This is a genomic window from Paenibacillus maysiensis (assembly GCF_000520815.1).
In the GTDB taxonomy this organism is placed as follows: domain Bacteria; phylum Bacillota; class Bacilli; order Paenibacillales; family Paenibacillaceae; genus Paenibacillus; species Paenibacillus maysiensis.
Map to the genome: position 1 here is coordinate 1 of NZ_ASRY01000305.1, position 17516 is coordinate 17516.

The window sequence follows — 17516 nt, forward strand, 5'->3', positions numbered from 1 at the left end:
ACCCCCGGATTTCTTGAATGAGCACACAAGGGTAGAAATCCGGGGAGGTGATGCTTCCGAAGCGAGCTTTCCTGCGGAAGGCTTTTAAGGCGAACGCTACCGCTTGTACCAGCACCATTCCGCCTACTTCGTTTTTATGTACATCTATGACAAACACTACTCAAACAAAAAAATAAACAGACGTAAATACGAAAATAATCGCATTTGCGTCTGTTTAGTCTCACATTCAATCCGAACTGCACATTCTTTTCAGGAATACAGTCATTTGATAAAAAGATGGTGTTTGGAGTGACTCCATGGCGGTCAGCCAGCGGAGTGGGCCATTTGAATCTGAAGAAGCGGAGCGTTCGCCGTTGCCGCCGGATTTTCCCCATAAGAATCTAATCGAAAAAAATCCGGCGGCAACAGCGATCGTAAGATCAAATGGACTACGCAGCGCTCCTAGCGTCCCTAACACTCCCAAACCACCATCAGCCAGTCCTTACATCACTCTAGTAATTGGGCAAAGTATACTTTATCCCAACTGATCCCCCATCCGAGAAGCGATAAAAGGTATAGTAATGATGACTGCCGTCATCATAAAACAGCTGCCACACATATTGACCGTTAAACACACTCGGCTGAAGACTCACAATATCTGCATCCGGAAGCTGCTGCTGAATCATCGCCGTCATTTTTTGCTCGTCGACTCCGTTTTTCAGTAGCTCGGTATGAACACCACTATTATCTGTGACAGGTACATTCGGTTGGCCCTCCACTTTTTGAAAAGGGACCCACACCATAATATTTTCGTTCTGAGCATTTTTCCCTTGAACTACCCAATATACCTGATCCCACACAGACTTCCACGTATGCGTCGTGCTGACCAGTCCACCCGATTGCTTGGCCTTTACGATAGCGGCATTTCTCTCAGTCACTTGGTCTTGAGTAACATAGGAATAATACCAGAAAATGCTGACCAGGATCAGTATGACGGCCAGAACGGCTACCGCTATCCATTTTTTCTTATTTTTCAAACCTGTGCGTCCTCTCTAAGGGGATGTGACACCTGAATTAGCGCGACAGCAGCCCCTCAAAGGCGGCTTGAGCCTCATACTTGATACGTTCCTCATCCATAGTCAGGCACTCACCGTTTTTCACAACCTGACGACCGTCTACCCATACATGAGCCACGTCTTTGGCGCTTGCAGAGTATACGGCATGGGAAATAAGATCCGTACGCGGCAGGAAATGCGCCTGATTCAGATCGAGCGCGATAAAGTCTGCCTTGTTGCCTGCTGCCAGCACTCCCACCTCTTTCAAGCCAATCGACTTCGCTCCGTACTCCGTTGCCAGACGCAACGCCTCACCCGCAGAAACTGCGGTTGCGTCGCCAGATACTCCCTTGTGAATGAGTGCAGCCAGACGCATTTCCTCAAACATATCCAGGTTATTGTTACTGGCGGGGCCATCTGTTCCGAGAGAGACAGTAACGCCTGCACGCAGCAGGTCAGGCACTCTTGCCACACCACTTGCGAGCTTCAAGTTGCTGCCCGGATTATGCGAAACCGCTACACCACGTTCAGCCAGCAAAGCTATTTCTTCGTCATTCAAATAAACGCCATGGGCAACAAGTGAAGGACGGGAGAAAAAGCCGAGCTTATCCAAATGTGCAACTGGACGCAAGCCGTAATCGCGTACGTTTTTCTCTACTTCGGCAATCGTTTCGGACATATGCGTATGCAACGGTAAATCCAGATCATGCGCTGCCTGTACGAATTTTTCGATAAGCGCAGGCATGCACGTATATGGCGCATGCGGAGCCAGCATGGTCGTAATGCGACCGTCTGCTTTGCCATGCCAGTTACGCGCAAAGTTCACAGCCTCAGCGAGCTTAATCCGCTGCTCTTCCTCCGAACATAGTCCAATCACTCCACGCATCAGACTGGCACGGATACCGGACTCTTCAGCTACACGAGCCACCTCGTCCATATCAACGTACATGTCCAAAAAGGTCGTTGTACCGCCTTTCAGCATTTCCAGCACGGACAAGGACGTACCCCAGTACACATCCGTAGACGTAAACTTGGCTTCCATCGGCCACATTTTTTCCTGTAGCCATACTTGGAGAGCCAGATCGTCCCCATACCCACGTAGCAGTGACATCCCCGCATGACCATGTGTATTCATCAGGCCAGGTAAAAACAGCAGCCCGTTACCGTCAATCGCGTCCGTCTCTTCCTCACCCGCTGGCAAAGTCTCGCCAATGTAGGTGATGCGGCTATCCTCCACGATCATATAGCCGTGGATTACCCCGGCTTCCGGTCTGTTCACGGCAAAGGAGCCGTTTTTAATCATCCATTTATTCGCTGTCATGTTGTGTATCTTCCTTTCCGTTCTCTAAATAATAAGCGAGGCTTAACAAATCCGTTGTAAAATCTGTGGCATGTACCCGAATGTTTGCCGGTGTCTTGAGAGTCGTGGGTGCAAAGTTCAAAATCGCTCCAATCCCGCTCTCAATGAGCCTGTCAGCCACGTGCTGTGCTTCAAAATCCGGTACGGTAATAATCCCGATCCGAATGTTTTGTTCCTTCACTGTCACCTCCAGTTCATCCATCGGCTGTACGACCAGCGTATTGATCCTGGTTCCAACTTTATCTGGAACAGCATCAAATACCGCTACAATTTTCATATTGTCTTTTAAATAAGCATTATAATTCGAAAGGGCTTGCCCCAGATTACCTGCTCCGACCAATACCACGTTAATTTGCTGGTCGATTTTCAGTATATGGCGTATTTTCTCGATAAGATAAGTAACATCATAGCCGACACCCTTACGGCCAAAATCTCCAAAATACGCAAGATCCTTACGAATTTGAGCAGGATTCAGATCCAGTCTTTGTCCCAGCTCCTGGGAAGATACCGTAGCCACCTCCCGTTTGTGCAGTGCATTCAGATAACGTAAATATACGGGTAACCTCCGTACAACAGCCTCTGAAATTTTTTCTGATTTCATACTTGCTCCCCCTAATTGTAACGGACACGTTTAGATGTCCGTCCGTTATGCCTCTGTCTCCGGGGCGGATTGGAGCCATTCGGCGATGCGGGGCACCATTTGCTCCGTCGGCATATGCTCCATTTTTGGTCCCGGTAACGAGTACAAAAAGTGCTTCCCGTAATAGGATTCGATCACACGCGTATCGTAAACGATAACGACCCCGTGGTCGCTCGCTGTACGTACCAAACGTCCAAATCCCTGTTTGAAGCGAATGACAGCCTGTGGAACAGACAGCTTCATAAAAGGATTTTTCTTCTGCTGCTGGAGCAGCTCACTTTTAGCCTCCAGCAGCGGGTGATTGGGCGGTTGGAACGGCAAGCGCACGATGGCCAGACACGTCAGCGCTTTGCCCGGAATATCGACGCCTTCCCAGAAGCTGCTGGTTCCCAGCAACACGGAAGCTTTGGCTTCCTGAAAACGTCGGGTCAGCTTGCTGCGGCTCCCACTGTCCACGCCCTGCCCCAGCACGGTGATGTCGCTGGAAGACAACGCCTCCTTAAGCGGCTCATACACCTGCCGGAGCATTCGGTAGGAAGTAAAGAGAACGAGCATTCTCCCCCGCGTCGCTTGAGCAGTCGCGCCTAGCGAGCTGACGAGCATATTTACAAAATGCTCATCTCCTACACTGCCCTTCACGCTCGGGAAATCCCTTGGAATGACTAGCAACACCTGATCCCTGTAGTTAAAGGGTGACGGGAGCTGCGTAGTCATCAGCCGCCCTTGATCTGCGGCCTCCTGCAAGCCGAGCTGATCGGTCATGTACTGAAACGACTTATCCACCGACAAGGTAGCAGACGTCAGAATAATGCTTCTTTTTTTGTCAAAAAACATTTCTTTCAGCTGACGGCTCACATCGACGGGCACCGCATAAAATTGCAGCGACTTGCTGCGGAATTGCCCGCTCGCTTCAAGCCAGTATACGGTCGTTTCATCATCCAGCCGCATAAAAAAGCGCAAGCTTTCCCTAATGCCTGCCAAATCCTTGAGCAGCCCCGTAATATCCGTAATGAGGCTGTCAGCCGCATAATCGTCATGTTCTTCCTTCACATCGAGCATCAGCTTGTCGCCCTTGCGCAAAATTTCGCTCATCGTTACATAAAGCTGATTCTCCAGCGCAGCCGCCTGATCCCACTTGGCAGGCTTGGCCGATGGCTTGAGACGGGAAGAAAACTGCCCCGTTTCACCCGGTGTCGCATCACTTCGCTCCGGCAACATGCCAAACAGCATATCGCTTAGCAGGTCCCAAGTTTCCTTGACTTCCAGCACGAGCGGATACAACTGGTCGATGGTAGAGGCCCATTCCGTCGACTTCTCATGCCCCGACTTTGCCAACTGCTGACGCAGCGAAGGCAATTGTCCGTTCTTGCTGTCCTTGAACAACCGGGCCAGCGTATGCACGAGTGTGAAATATTTCATATGCATGCCCAGATGCTTACCAGCTACTTCCTCTAGATGGTGTGCTTCATCAATTACTAGATGTTCATAGCTGGGCAACAACTGATGACTTGCTTTGACGTCGGTGAACAGCTTGGAATGATTTGTAATGACCACATCGGCTATTCCCGCCTCATGGCGCGCACGATGATAAAAGCATTTGCGGAACCATGGACAAGAACGACCAAGACAGGACTCGGAATCACTGCCCACCGTTTCCCAAAAATCCCCTCCACGGTTGCTCAGGTTTAGTTCCTCATCATCACCGGTTTCTGTCAGAGTCAGCCAGACGATCATTTGAGCCGCTGTAATCAAGTCTTCCTTTGGAGTGGCGAAGTCTCTTCTGTTTATTTTATGTTCAAACTTACGCAGACACAAATAATGTCCCCGCCCCTTAAAAATGGCAGTCCGGAACGGGAACGGAATCACCTTGGTCAGCATCGGAATATCACGCTCGCGTAATTGCTCCTGCAGGTTGATCGTATGCGTACTTACCATGACTCGCTGTCCATTTTTCACACTGTGATACAGTGAAGGGAGCAAATAACCGAGGGACTTGCCTGTCCCCGTACCCGCCTCGATCAACAGGTGCTTGTCTTCACTCAGCGCCTGATTCACACCCTCAATCATTTGCGTCTGCGCATCGCGCTCCTCATATTGGCTCAAGGATGAACGTAAATTGTCTCGCACATCATCCATGTATTCCTCAAAGGAAATACCTGCCAGCGGATTGGGGTCGTCCTCTCTGCGAGGGACATTTAGCTCCGTCCAATCCTCCACCTTCAGTGCAAGCTGACGAAAAAACTGATGACCCTCCAAATCCTGAATAGGATCATGCTCTTTGTCTTCACGCACCCCGTCCAAAAACCATCCAAGGTCACTGTCTTCCTCTGCGAACAAATCACTGAGCCGCTGTATCGTAATCAAAGGCAGCGCGTGAAGCTCATCCAGACATTTTAAAAACACCTCAGCCGTAGCCAACGCGTCGCTGTCTGCTTGATGAGGTCGGTCATGTGCCAGCCCAAACTCAGAAGAAACAAAACCCAACTGATAGGAAGATAGCGATGGAAACATGATTTTCAGAAAATCCATCGTATCCAAAATTCTGCCGGTAAACGGCAAGTATCCGCACCGGTCCAAAGCGTTTTGCAAAAAATTAAAATCAAACGCCACATTATGACCGACCAGCACGACATCGTCCAGCATAGGCACAAGCTCCATCATCATCTCTTCGAGCGCAGGAGCATCCTTGACGTCATCGTCTGTAATCCCGGTCAACCCGGTAATAAAAGGCGGAATGGATCTGCCAGGGTTCACATAAGAACCATAAACACGAGAAATGCTATTATCATGATCTATAATTGCAAGTCCGACTTGAATGATGTCATCCGCGGACTGGGTGCCTGTCGTTTCAAAATCCAATACCGCAAATTTCATTCGGGCTTAATCCTTTCTTTTGACACATACAAAAATAATAACTCTGTATAATAGCATAGCAGAAGATCGCCTGTTTGGAAATTAAGACAGCCAAAAAAGACGATGCACACGCCGCCTGGGGAGGTGGGTATGCATCGTCTCGCTCGGTGCCTGACAATACTATAGCCAGGTCATCATGGAACTATCGTACCGAAGCATTCCGGCACCGGACAAACAGGCTTCCATATTGTGCAACGGCTCGGGCAACGCAGGATCGAACTGATGCGCGAGAGCAAAACATTTTTGTGCCTCCTCTACATCAGCCTGCTTCGCCATAAGACAGCCCAGCGCATTATAAATGACCGCTTTCAGCCCGGGCTGGTCTGTCAGGTGCAGTACCTTCTGAAAATGGCGTACAGCCTCCGCTGTGTCCTCCAATTGGAAATACGCCATCCCCATATACATCTGGCTTTGCCAACTGTTCGGAAAATGCTGTAGCACCTGTTCAAATTGGCAGATGGCCTCAGGATACATGAGCAGTCGATAATACCCTTGACCCCGAGTAAAAGCTGGCAGCTCCTTTTCAGGCAGCTCAGCGTCAGACATACCAGACTCCGCGGAAAAACCTGCAGCACGCAGGCGAACCATTTTTTCCTCAAAAGCCAGCCATTCATCCATAATTCCGTCACTCATTCTCCGCAGCAAACTCCAGTGCTGTAGCAACTCCTGCCTGCGGGAGCCCTGGGCTGATGGGTAATGCTTCACGATATCATCTAACATGCTGTTCATTTCTGCGAATACATGCTGGAACATGTGCATCCCGCCCTTACGAAAGATGGATTAATACACTCACATTTTTCGCTTAAAGGACGGGTTTCATCCGCACTCCCATTCATTACATGATCGTAGCGTGTACTTCTTTGTTCGCCGTTTGGGCGGGTTTATTATGTTCATCGACGAATACAACGGTCGGTTTGTATGTTTTGGCCTCTTCATTCGACATGGAAGCGTAGGAAATAATAATGACTGTATCACCAGGCTGCACCAAACGCGCTGCTGCGCCGTTGAGACAAATCACGCCGCTACCACGCGGTCCGGGGATAACGTAAGTTTCCAGCCGGGCTCCATTGTTATTGTTCACAATTTGAACCTTTTCATTCTCCAGCAGATCGGAAGTCTCCATCAGATCCTCATCAATAGTAATACTGCCCACATAGTTAAGGTTGGCTTCGGTAACCGTTGCCCGGTGTATTTTGGATTTCATCATCGTTCTAAACATGGAGAAGCACCTCCCCCTTCTGTATCCTTATATTATCAATCAGTCGGGTGTTCCCAAACTTTACAGCCAGCGCTACAATGATGTCTTCTTCGACATCACTTAGTCGCTGCTCGGGAAGAAGGGGCTCCAGACTTGGAAAGGTTAAGATTTCAATGTAGTCAATGTCAGCTAATGGTGAGGAAGTAATCGTAGTCTCCACCATTTGGTATAACTGACGGATCGTAAACGTGTTCTGCACATCATCTTCGCTCACTTCACGCACCTTGCGCAGTGACTGTGACAGCACCAACGCCTGCTCCCGCTGTTCCGCGCTCAAATACACATTACGCGAGCTGAGGGCCAAACCGTCGGCCTCTCTGACGATAGGACAAGGGACGATGGTCACGTTCATATTGAGGTCGGTCACCATCTGCTGGAGCACCGCTACTTGCTGTGCGTCCTTCATGCCGAAGAAGGCCAGATCAGGCCCTACCATATTAAAAAGCTTGGCAACTACGGTGGTCACACCATCAAAATGCCCTGGACGGGAAGCACCACATAACCGATCCGTCAAAGCGGATACGCGTATTTTCGTACGGGTTGGCTGTGGATACATTTCTGCTACAGTTGGCAAAAATACGATATCCACGCCTTCGCGCCGCGCCACCTCCAAATCACGCGCTTCATCGCGGGGGTAGCTGTCGAGATCTTCGTTAGGCCCGAATTGAATCGGATTTACAAAAATGCTGAGTACCACCGTATCTGCCATTTCACGCGCCTTCTGCATCAAGCTCGCATGGCCTTCATGCAAATACCCCATCGTCGGCACAAAGCCGACGGTATGTGGCCGTATAGCAGCGGAACCTTGTTCCGCTTTTGCCCCGTCTGCGCCAAACTGTCGGCGTTCAGCAATGGCCTGCCGCAGCTGAGCCACTTCTCTTACGATAATCATGACCGGGATTCCACCTTTTCCTTAGCTTGTTCCTCTTGTTCTTCTTGTTTCTGCACTTGCGCCTTTGCCTGACCTTTCTTGTGGCCGTAGAGAGCCTCTATAACGCTGTCGTCGGCGCTGAACACATGCTCAGCAGCCGGGAAGGCTCTCCCCTTCACATCGCTCACATACTGCTCAATGCTACTACGGATCAAGCCGCCGACATCGGCATAGGTTTTGACAAAACGTTTGCTGTAATAAGGCGATGCATATTGAATCAGATCGTGATAAACAAGCACCTGACCGTCACATCCGCGTCCTGCGCCAATACCAATGGTCGGAATGGACAGTTCTTTGGAAATTGCCGCTGCTACTTCCTCGGTCACCAGCTCCAGCACGATGCCAAAGGCACCCGCCTGCTCCAGCGCCTTGGCATCTGCCATCAGCCGCCGTGCGTCCGCTTCGTCCTTGCCTTGAACGCGGTAGCCGCCAAGCTGATTGACCGACTGTGGTGTAAGGCCGATATGACCCAGCACGGGTACACCCGCCTGAACAGTCGCTTTTACGACGTCGGCAATTTCTGCGCCGCCCTCCATTTTGACAGCATGCGCATGTCCTTCCTGCATCAGACGGCGGATGCCCTGAAGGCTTTCCGATACGCTGCCGTGATATGTCATAAACGGCATGTCCGCTACAATAAATGTATGCTCCGCGCCTCTCGCTACCGCTCGGGAATGATACACGATATCATCCAGTGTTACGGGAATGGTCGAATCATAGCCGAGAACGACGTTGCCCAGCGAATCACCAACCAGAATCATATCGATTCCCGCCTCCTCAGCTATTTTAGCCGATGGATAATCATAGGCGGTCAGCATACTGAGCGGAATGCCCTCCTGCTTCATTTTTTTCATTTTCACAATGTTCAGTGCTTGCTTTACTGCCATGGTAAATGGCTCCCTTCCATCTTTTTTTGGCACAAAAAATAACCTTTTATGAACGCCTGTACAATTGCGTCATCAAAAGGTCCGAACAGCCAAAAAAGACACTCATTTTGAGATCGCCCCTTCTGTCTCGGTCCTGTTCGGCTCAGAGCAGAATCCAACGTAACCTTCAAATGAAGTTATGATGGTCTAACTTGCTTGCAGTGTTGGAGCATATGCCCCGGAGTGCAGCTCGGACCGTCCGATGCCGCCTCCTGCACAGTATAACAAAAAACATCAGCTTTTTCACGTGAAGTTTTGCATAGAACAAAGAACAATTATAGTCGCTATGCTTAGCTAAGGCTACCCCTGCAATTGAACATCACCGGAAACGACCTGTATTCGCTCTCCCTGCTCCGTTTCAACCACTAGTGCACCGGAAGGGTCCAAACCGACGGCAGTACCTTCTACCGCTTTCCCTTGTCCCGTATGTGCCCGCACGAAGCGATTCATCGTCACGGATAGAGCCTCCCACAGCATCGCGACTGGCTGAAAGCCCTCATCCGCATATAACGCACATAGCTGCTCCATCTCTTCCAGCACGGCGGCAATCAGTGCAGTACGATCGATTTCGCGACCAGCCTCTATTTTCAGGGATGTCCCCAACCTTGATAGCTCTTCCGGGTAATCCTCTGTATTTAAATTAACATCAATGCCGATACCTGCAATACAGTAACGGACCCGCTGATCCTCTGTTGCAGATTCCAGCAGAATACCGCACACTTTGCGACCATGAACAAGCAGATCATTCGGCCACTTGATGCCAGCTTCCACATCTGTCAATCGACGAATGGCTCTGCATACCGCTACGCCTGTAAGCAGCGTCAACTGCGGCGTAAAGGCCAAGGGCTGGTTTGGACGCAACACAATGCTCATCCAGATGCCTTTGCCCCGAGGTGAAAACCACTTTCGGCCCAAGCGTCCCCGGCCTGCTGTCTGTTCCTCCGCCAGCACTACCGTCCCCTGCGGCGCACCCTCTTCTGCCAGACGCATCGCATCCTGCTGGGTAGAGACCGTCGAGTCCAGCACAACGATACGTTGTCCAAACGATTGGGTATTTAGCATATATGCCAGTTTGGAGACTTCCAGCCGATCGGGTCGGGACACAATCCGGTAACCCCTACGCGAGGAAGCTTCAATGTTGTAGCCCAGTTCACGCAGCTTGTTAATCTGCTTCCATACGGCTGTACGGCTGACCGAAAGACGACGGCTGATTTCCTCTCCGGATACATAATCTGATGTATCTTCGTCCAGTATGCCTAACAGTCTTTCATGATTATTCACTACTCATCACCCGTTTCGCTTCTTGAAGCAATGCTTCTAATTCATTTGGAATATCTCCGCAGGCGGTAGCCAGCAAAAGTCGTCCCATCGTCTGACCCAACCAAGGACCACCCGGTCGATTCATCGCCTGAACCAGTTCATTTCCAGTAATATTTAAATCTTTGATATGAACAACTGCGGCTTCCTTAGTCCACGCCTCTGCCAGCTCAGCCATTCTCGCTACATGCTCTTCTGCCCGTAAGGGTAATCCACGAAACGAAGCAGGCAATGACTTATAAAGCTGTAGCCAGTCAGACGAGGTATCCCGGCCCCATTTAATTAACAGTCGAATCCAGCTACGGCGTAGCGCCTCATCGTTGATTCCTTCACCCGCCACCAAAGTGGAACTGTCTGCTATCAACACAGCACTGTCCGTTAACTCGCGCTCCCATTCCAACAGATGCACCAACCGTAAGCGTACAGCGTTGGAGAAAGTCGATGCTCTTAACAACTCGTCCGCTGCCTCTGAGGTAAGTCTGCAAGACAGTAACAGTAACCCCCACCGCAGTTCTTCCGGCAGTTGTACCATTCCACTGAGCGCGTGTGCTTCGCATTGTTCCCAGGGAACCGGAACCTTCGTACACGAGAGCAAGCCGCTTCGACCCAGCATTTCCAGTCCACGCAAAGGGTCCGGCCCGGCCAGCATCTTTTCCAGCTCAACACGCACACGTTCCATCGCAATGTAACGAAGTCCCTCTTTACGACGGATCATGCCTTTCCATGTGTTATAGGCTATACGGAACCGGAATACGGAGGCAAAACGAATGCAACGTAGCATTCGCAGCCCATCCTCCTCAAATCGTTCCTCGGCTCGTCCCACACAACGAACAATAGCGGCGCGTATATCAGCTTCCCCTCCGAACGGGTCCACCCTTTTCCCATGTTCATCCATTGCAATCGCGTTCATCGTGAAATCCCGCCGCATCAGATCTTCGCGGATATCCTTCACGAAAGAGACTTCTGTCGGACGACGATGGTCAGCATAACCGCTTTCTGTCCGAAAAGTAGTCACCTCGAACGGATGCCCACCCTGCATCACCGTAACCGTCCCATGCTGAATTCCAGTCGGAATGACATGGGGGAACAGTGCTATGACCTGTTCCGGTTCAGCCGATGTGGTCATATCCATATCATGAATAGCGCGTCCTAATAGTTCATCCCGCACACAACCGCCGACCCAGTAAGCCTCGTAGCCAGCTGTGGTTAGTGTATGGATAACTTCTTTTCCATGAATAGCCATTTCTAGGTCGGCATATTGCCAAGTGTTTATTTTCACAGGGTTTCCCCCTTTGCTTATAAAGTTTTCAAAAAACTATTTTACAAAAGACTTATCATACAAAAAAACGGACGCGAGTCCGCCTTCTTAAACGCTGATCGGTTTAAGATCCGGCACCTCGCGTCCCAACACACGGTAATATATTTCTTCATATTGACGGGTAATCAGCGTATCACAGAATACGGTACGAGCCCGCACCAGACAGGCTTCACGAAAACGCTCTGCCATCGCTTCGTCCGATAACAGTTGCACCGCATATTCCGCCATCCTCTCGGTATTGCCGATTTCAGCAAGATAACCTGTACTCCCGTGAACAACCAGTTCAGGCACTCCTCCTGCCTCGGAACCAACCGTTGGTACTCCACAAGCCATCGCTTCCAGTGCAACCAGTCCAAAGCTTTCTTTTTCCGATGGAAGCAGCAGCACATCCGCCATGGATATCACTTCAGCGATCTGATCCTGCTTGCCCAAAAAGAATACCTTATCCTGCAAGCCCAAGCTTTCGATTTTGCAGCGAATTTTTGGAAGGTCTGGTCCTTCCCCAACCAGCAGCAGCTTTGCAGGTACTTTTTGTTGCACTCTTTCAAATATATCCAGCACGTCTCCCACTCTTTTGACCGGACGGAAGTTTGAAATGTGCATCATAATCTTTTCATTAGGCTGGGCAAAATCTCTCCGCAGCGCAGTTGCATCCCGCGGATAATACACTCGTTTATCCACAAAATTGTAGGTCAAATCAATAGGGTTTGTAATCTCCAGCACATCTATCGTCTCCCGAATCAAATCCTTCGAAACCGCTGTTACCGCGTCACTTTTGTTGATCGCCAGCCGGATTAGATCCTTCAACGATTCATCCTGCGCCAACACCGTAATGTCCGTGCCGTGAAGCGTGGTTACCACTTTGAGATGGTCGCCCACCATTTCTTTGGCCAAATAAGCACATACCGCATGCGGTACGGCATAGTGAACATGGAGTACATCCAAATTTTTCATTTGTGCGACCTGAGCCATTTTGGTCGCCAGCGACAGATCATAAGGCGGATATCTGAACACGTAATAGTCGTTAACCTCAACCTCATGATAAAAAATATTTTTCTGGAATTCTCCACCTAATCTAAACGGAATGCTGTTGGCGATAAAATGGACCTCATGTCCTTTTTCGGCAAGCAGCTTGCCCAGCTCTGTAGCCACTACGCCGGAACCGCCCAACGACGGATAACAGGTAATTCCGATTTTTAATTTGTCATTCAAGTTAAGCTTCCCCTTCCGTTTACCGGTGATGACTTTTCAGTGTTGGTGACATACCAAATACAGTACGCATCTATAATCGTTACACCAACGGATTTAGTTTATCGTTTATGTGTCAGGATTTTTATATCCCTTATGTGAATAGCTTAACCAGATGAGGCGTTTTGGACGCAAAGCCCTCTGCATACGAAATCAGCTTGCGCTGACCCAACAACGAATCCCGGGCTTTTACACGCTCAGTATACCCCTGGTTTAATGGCGTGGATACCGTGTCTTTACCCGGTGCAGCCTGAAATTGGGAAGCATAGCTTAGTAATGCCTGCTCCTTGGCTTCAACATGCTCCGTAATGTCCACAATCAGATCCGTTCTGCCGATATCGTTAATGAAATAAAAATATAACTGCTCCACCAGCACCGCAGGCTGTTCCGGCATAAATCGACGTAGCTTGGCGTTAAACACCGCTTCCTCCACCAGCTTGCTGCACATGACATGATCCGGGTGGCGATCCTCCCAGTAGGGAGCAAATACGACTTTCGGCGCATGACGCCGAATTTCTGCGGTCACTGCGGCTACATTCTCCGGTGTCACATACAAACCCCGATCAGGCAGTCCCAAATTCGTCCGTGCAGCAAGGCCCAGCACTTTTGAAGCATCTTCGGCTTCTGCCATGCGGGTATCTACATCGCCATTGGACGACATTTCAGCACGCGTCAAATCACATACGCCCACCTTTAAACCAGCGGCAGTATGCTTGGCAATTGTGCCTCCCATCCCAATCTCAGCATCATCGGCATGAGCTCCAAAAATCAATATGTCCAGTGTCATTTTATATCACCCTGCTGATCAATGCCTGGTTTATATTTATGTACCAGCTCACGCCAAGCAAAATCGCCCCGATCCAGCGCCTTGACCAATATTTCAGCAGTCGCAACATTGGTCGCCAAAGGAATACCCTGCACGTCACACAGACGCAGCAGTGCACTAATATCAGGCTCATGCGGCTGTGCCATTAGCGGATCACGCAGGAAGATAATCAGATCCATATCATTTTGCGCAACCATGGCCCCGATCTGCTGGTCACCTCCGAGCGGTCCTGACATAAAGCGGTGAATTTGAAGCTTCGTTTGCTCCATAATGCGCAGACCCGTTGTACCTGTTGAATACAATTGATGTCCTGTAAAAACATGCTCATACGCGGTTATAAAGTTAACCATCTCATCTTTTTTGCGGTCATGCGCTATAAATGCAATCTTGAACATTCGAAATTCCCCCTGCCTCATTCTATATTCCGTTCGTCAATTCATTCGCGTTATTCTTAATCAATGTAATGCTCAAAACCGTATACAAGTCCAGGTTGCTCCATTACCTTTTGAATGCCGATTTTGACGCCGGGCATGTAACCTGCCCGTTCGTAGGAGTCCTGACGAATTTTGAGGGATTGTCCAAATCCTCCGAAAATAACTTCCTGCTGTGCGAATACACCGGGAAGACGGACACTGTGGATACGGAACCCTTGGTAGTAGCCGCCGCGTGATCCTTCGAGCGTTTCTTCCTCCTCTGGGTTCCCTTGACGCAGCTCCTGTCGCTGCTCAGCGATGAGTTCTGCGGTCTTAATTGCCGTTCCCGATGGCGCGTCCAATTTCTGGTCACCATGATATTCGATAATCTCCAGATGAGGGAAGTATTTAGCAGCCTGAGCCGCAAACCGCATCATCAAAATAACTCCTATTGAAAAGTTAGGCGCAATCAGACCGCCCATTTGCTGTTCCCGGCACTGCTTGTCCAGTTCGTCAATCTGTTCCGGTGTAAATCCTGTTGTCCCAATAACTGGACGAACGCCAAGTTTGATAGCAAGCACTGTATGTGCGTACGCAAAACGAGGACCTGTAAAATCGACCATCACATCCGGACGACTATCCAGCAAAGCCTGCTCCACATCCTCCACAATAGCAACGCCCGCTTCTGGAAGTCCAACGAGAAGGCCGGCATCACTGCCGGCGTGCGTTCTGTTTACTGCGGCTACCAGCCGAAGTTCTTCATCCTGGAGAACCATTTTGACAACCTCACGGCCCATACGCCCGGCTGCTCCAACGACAGCCACTTTTATTGGCTCTGGCATATCTTACAACTCCTTACGCATCAATTCGTGCTAGATCTGTTCATTCATTTGCTGGCATAACTTCTTCATGAGATTGGCAAGCTGTTCATTGTGAGGAAACAAAGCGGCCGCCTCACGAGCAGCCTGCACAGCCAGCTTATATTCATTCATTTCAGCATAAACCAATGCAAGCAGCATAAAAGCGTCACCACATAGCGGATCAAGGGCAATTGCCCGTTCCAGCAGCAGGATTGCATCTCTGCGCACCTGTGGCGTAGCTTTATCGACATCCAGCATCTTTCTGGCTTTCTCCGTCTGCTGTCTGGCCTCCAACGTATGCAAATGCAGCACATACTCATCCTGCTGCGGGGCCAAACGAACCGCATCGCCCGCATAAGCAAGCGCCTGCTCTATCCGCCCGCTACGGGCATAGGTGACCGAACAGCGGAAATAATGCTCCGCATGATCAGGCTGAGCGGAAATCGCTTTTTCGAACCATTCCACGGCCTGCTCAAAATCGTTCTGTAAAATACACTGATAAGCTTTCTGAACGTATTCCTCCGCCTTCATGACACCGCACCTCCGGGTAACCGGTTTGGTACAGCATATGTACAAAACGCCTAATCGGTGTCCTTTTTGGTCCAGCGATTCGCGTCACGTGTGTTAAATTTACGCATGACCTTATCATGAGCATCAGTCAAATTAATACCCAGCGAGTTTGCAAAGCAGACCGTGATGAACAAAATGTCTCCCAGCTCCAGCTCAATCGAATTGTCGGCCTCATCCGTTTTTTTTGGTTTCTCACCAAAGGAATGATTGACTTCTCTGGCCAGCTCCCCGACTTCCTCGGACATCCGGGCCAGCATTGCCAGCGGGCTGAAATATCCTTCTTTGAATTGGGAAATATATTGGTCTACCTCACGTTGAATTTCATCAAGCGATTTTTCCATGAAACACAATCTCCTCTAAATGTGCAGGTTTATTCATATGTTATCGTAAAGCACATTTGAAAACAAATATTTTTTTAATGTGAAATTACTCACATCTTGTAATGGTCTGTCTTTTAAAGCTACCGTAAAAAGGTATACTAAACATAAGGATCTATGATCTGCTCCAAAATCAATATCAAATCGTTCATCCCAATTTGCCATTGTGAGGGATTATATGAAAACATCCAGGTCTATTGAACAGCTTAAAATCATTTTACCCATTGTGCTCGGCACTGCTATTTATGCATTCGGCCTGCTTTATTTCATTATACCCAGCAAGCTGATGGAAGGCGGCATCACAGGTATCACCCTGCTGCTGAACTATGCTTTCTCGATTTCCCCATCCCTTTCCACATTGCTCCTGAACATTCCTCTATTTTTAATCGGATGGAAGATGCTTGGCGGCAAGCAAATTATTTATTCTGGGGTTGGCATCGGGGCGCTCACTTTTTTTCTGTGGTTGTTTGAAAAAATGATTCACCTCGGGTGGATGGGCACGTTTCAGACCGAGCACGATTTTATACTTTCTTCATTATATGCCGGGGTTACGCTCGGGGCCGGGCTAGGCATCGTATTCCGGTTTGGCGGTACCACCGGCGGGTCGGATATTATCGCTCGTATTTTGAACCGGAAATTTGGCTGGAGTATGGGAAGGATTTTGCTGGTGATCGATATCGTCATCATCGGTGCATCGCTGCTGTACATACCTAAGGAAAAAATCCTGTATACGCTGGTCGCTGTATTTATCGCATCGAAGATCATTGATTTTATACAGGAAGGGGCCTACTCCGCCAGAGCCTTTATGATTATCAGTGACCATACGATGGATATTGCGGATATCATTACACGGGATATGGATCGCGGTGTTACTATTATTCCGGCTATGGGTGCATTTTCCAAGCAGACCAAGCATGTTGCTTACTGTGTCGTATCCCGTCAGGAAATACGGCGTTTGCATCAAATTGTGAAATCGGTTGATCCACGAGCGTTCATCATCATTCAGGATGTGCATGATGTACACGGGGAGGGCTTCAAAGAGGAATAGCCCGGAAATCCGGGCAAGTGGCAGCATTTAGCCTTAACCAGAGAAACCGGATCGATACTTACGGTAACCCACATAAGCCAGGGTCAGCAGGATCATCAAGCCGATTGCCAGTTCTGCCCGGCGCTCGCTTTCATGCGGGATGAATGGAGCCAGTGCGGTAGCATCTTTTTCACGTCCAAACAAGGCATTGAATGTCGGGTTTCCCTGCTCCAGTGCCCCTCTAATCGCTGAAGCATCCGCATTTTGCTGGTTCCCCAATCCCTTAACGTAAGAAATCCATGAATCCGTTCGAACAACCTCGGTTGTTTTGCCGCTGATCAACGCCGCCGTTCGGATCGTCTCGTAATGATCCTCCAGCACTGCTGCTCCGGCAGCGAAACCCTTCATATTTCCTTTAGCAAACTGGCTATTTAAGCCGCTGACATCTTCTTTTAAAATTTTGTAATACTGCTGCCATAATGGCTGGGGGGGGGGGGG

At 49.5% G+C, this 17516-nt stretch carries 19 protein-coding genes; 1 reads left to right on the forward strand and 18 read right to left on the reverse strand.

What is annotated here, in order from left to right:
* Positions 1-226: 226 nt before the first annotated feature.
* The 17 genes from L696_RS30700 to L696_RS0123800 form a co-directional block, all read right to left on the reverse strand.
* Positions 227-457 carry a hypothetical protein gene (locus tag L696_RS30700; RefSeq protein WP_155985466.1) on the reverse strand — a complete coding sequence of 77 codons (231 nt, stop codon included), beginning with the start codon at positions 455-457 and terminating at the stop codon, positions 227-229.
* Between the two features lie 34 nt (positions 458-491).
* Positions 492-1016 carry a cell wall elongation regulator TseB-like domain-containing protein gene (locus L696_RS0123725; protein WP_025685866.1) on the reverse strand — a complete coding sequence of 175 codons (525 nt, stop codon included), beginning with the start codon at positions 1014-1016 and terminating at the stop codon, positions 492-494.
* A gap of 37 nt (positions 1017-1053) precedes the next feature.
* The gene (locus tag L696_RS0123730; RefSeq protein ID WP_025685867.1) at positions 1054-2355 is read right to left on the reverse strand and encodes an amidohydrolase; all 1302 of its coding nucleotides are present in this window, start codon (positions 2353-2355) and stop codon (positions 1054-1056) included.
* Positions 2342-2995, reverse strand: a complete 654-nt coding sequence (locus tag L696_RS0123735; protein ID WP_025685868.1) for a redox-sensing transcriptional repressor Rex — start codon at positions 2993-2995, stop codon at positions 2342-2344. The genes L696_RS0123730 and L696_RS0123735 overlap by 14 nt, the downstream gene beginning before the upstream one ends.
* 45 nt (positions 2996-3040) lie before the next feature.
* Positions 3041-5908 carry an ATP-dependent DNA helicase DinG gene (gene dinG, locus L696_RS0123740; protein ID WP_025685869.1) on the reverse strand — a complete coding sequence of 956 codons (2868 nt, stop codon included), beginning with the start codon at positions 5906-5908 and terminating at the stop codon, positions 3041-3043.
* 159 nt (positions 5909-6067) lie between these two features.
* Positions 6068-6700, reverse strand: coding sequence for a tetratricopeptide repeat protein (locus L696_RS0123745; RefSeq protein ID WP_025685870.1), 633 nt, complete (start codon positions 6698-6700; stop codon positions 6068-6070).
* A gap of 82 nt (positions 6701-6782) precedes the next feature.
* Complete coding sequence (gene panD, locus L696_RS0123750) at positions 6783-7166, reverse strand: aspartate 1-decarboxylase (RefSeq protein ID WP_007430795.1); 384 nt, start codon at positions 7164-7166, stop codon at positions 6783-6785.
* Positions 7159-8097: a pantoate--beta-alanine ligase gene (panC, locus tag L696_RS0123755; RefSeq protein ID WP_025685871.1), complete on the reverse strand. Its 939-nt coding sequence runs from the start codon at positions 8095-8097 to the stop codon at positions 7159-7161. Before panC ends, panD begins: the two co-directional genes overlap by 8 nt.
* Complete coding sequence (gene panB, locus L696_RS0123760) at positions 8094-9023, reverse strand: 3-methyl-2-oxobutanoate hydroxymethyltransferase (RefSeq protein WP_025685872.1); 930 nt, start codon at positions 9021-9023, stop codon at positions 8094-8096. Before panB ends, panC begins: the two co-directional genes overlap by 4 nt.
* Before the next feature lie 339 nt (positions 9024-9362).
* Positions 9363-10343 carry a biotin--[acetyl-CoA-carboxylase] ligase gene (locus L696_RS0123765; protein ID WP_025685873.1) on the reverse strand — a complete coding sequence of 327 codons (981 nt, stop codon included), beginning with the start codon at positions 10341-10343 and terminating at the stop codon, positions 9363-9365.
* Positions 10336-11658 carry a CCA tRNA nucleotidyltransferase gene (locus L696_RS0123770; protein WP_025685874.1) on the reverse strand — a complete coding sequence of 441 codons (1323 nt, stop codon included), beginning with the start codon at positions 11656-11658 and terminating at the stop codon, positions 10336-10338. Before L696_RS0123770 ends, L696_RS0123765 begins: the two co-directional genes overlap by 8 nt.
* Positions 11659-11745: 87 nt before the next feature.
* Complete coding sequence (gene bshA, locus L696_RS0123775; protein ID WP_025685875.1) at positions 11746-12909, reverse strand: N-acetyl-alpha-D-glucosaminyl L-malate synthase BshA; 1164 nt, start codon at positions 12907-12909, stop codon at positions 11746-11748.
* A 130-nt stretch (positions 12910-13039) separates the two neighbouring features.
* Positions 13040-13732, reverse strand: coding sequence for a bacillithiol biosynthesis deacetylase BshB1 (gene bshB1, locus L696_RS0123780; RefSeq protein ID WP_025685876.1), 693 nt, complete (start codon positions 13730-13732; stop codon positions 13040-13042).
* The gene (gene mgsA, locus L696_RS0123785; RefSeq protein ID WP_025685877.1) at positions 13729-14166 is read right to left on the reverse strand and encodes a methylglyoxal synthase; all 438 of its coding nucleotides are present in this window, start codon (positions 14164-14166) and stop codon (positions 13729-13731) included. Before mgsA ends, bshB1 begins: the two co-directional genes overlap by 4 nt.
* 56 nt (positions 14167-14222) lie before the next feature.
* Positions 14223-15026 carry a 4-hydroxy-tetrahydrodipicolinate reductase gene (gene dapB / locus L696_RS0123790; RefSeq protein ID WP_025685878.1) on the reverse strand — a complete coding sequence of 268 codons (804 nt, stop codon included), beginning with the start codon at positions 15024-15026 and terminating at the stop codon, positions 14223-14225.
* A 30-nt stretch (positions 15027-15056) separates the two neighbouring features.
* Complete coding sequence (locus L696_RS0123795) at positions 15057-15575, reverse strand: tetratricopeptide repeat protein (RefSeq protein WP_025685879.1); 519 nt, start codon at positions 15573-15575, stop codon at positions 15057-15059.
* 50 nt (positions 15576-15625) lie between these two features.
* Positions 15626-15955 (reverse strand): nucleotide pyrophosphohydrolase, encoded by a 330-nt coding sequence (locus L696_RS0123800; protein WP_025685880.1) that lies wholly within the window; start codon positions 15953-15955, stop codon positions 15626-15628.
* A gap of 214 nt (positions 15956-16169) precedes the next feature.
* On the opposite strand from L696_RS0123800, the gene L696_RS0123805 reads away from it, so the two are divergent.
* Positions 16170-17039 carry a YitT family protein gene (locus L696_RS0123805; RefSeq protein ID WP_025685881.1) on the forward strand — a complete coding sequence of 290 codons (870 nt, stop codon included), beginning with the start codon at positions 16170-16172 and terminating at the stop codon, positions 17037-17039.
* A gap of 33 nt (positions 17040-17072) precedes the next feature.
* Here the strand turns inward: L696_RS0123805 and L696_RS0123810 are convergent.
* The coding region (locus L696_RS0123810) for a sporulation protein YpjB (protein ID WP_025685882.1) at positions 17073-17516 on the reverse strand (444 nt) is incomplete at its 5' end.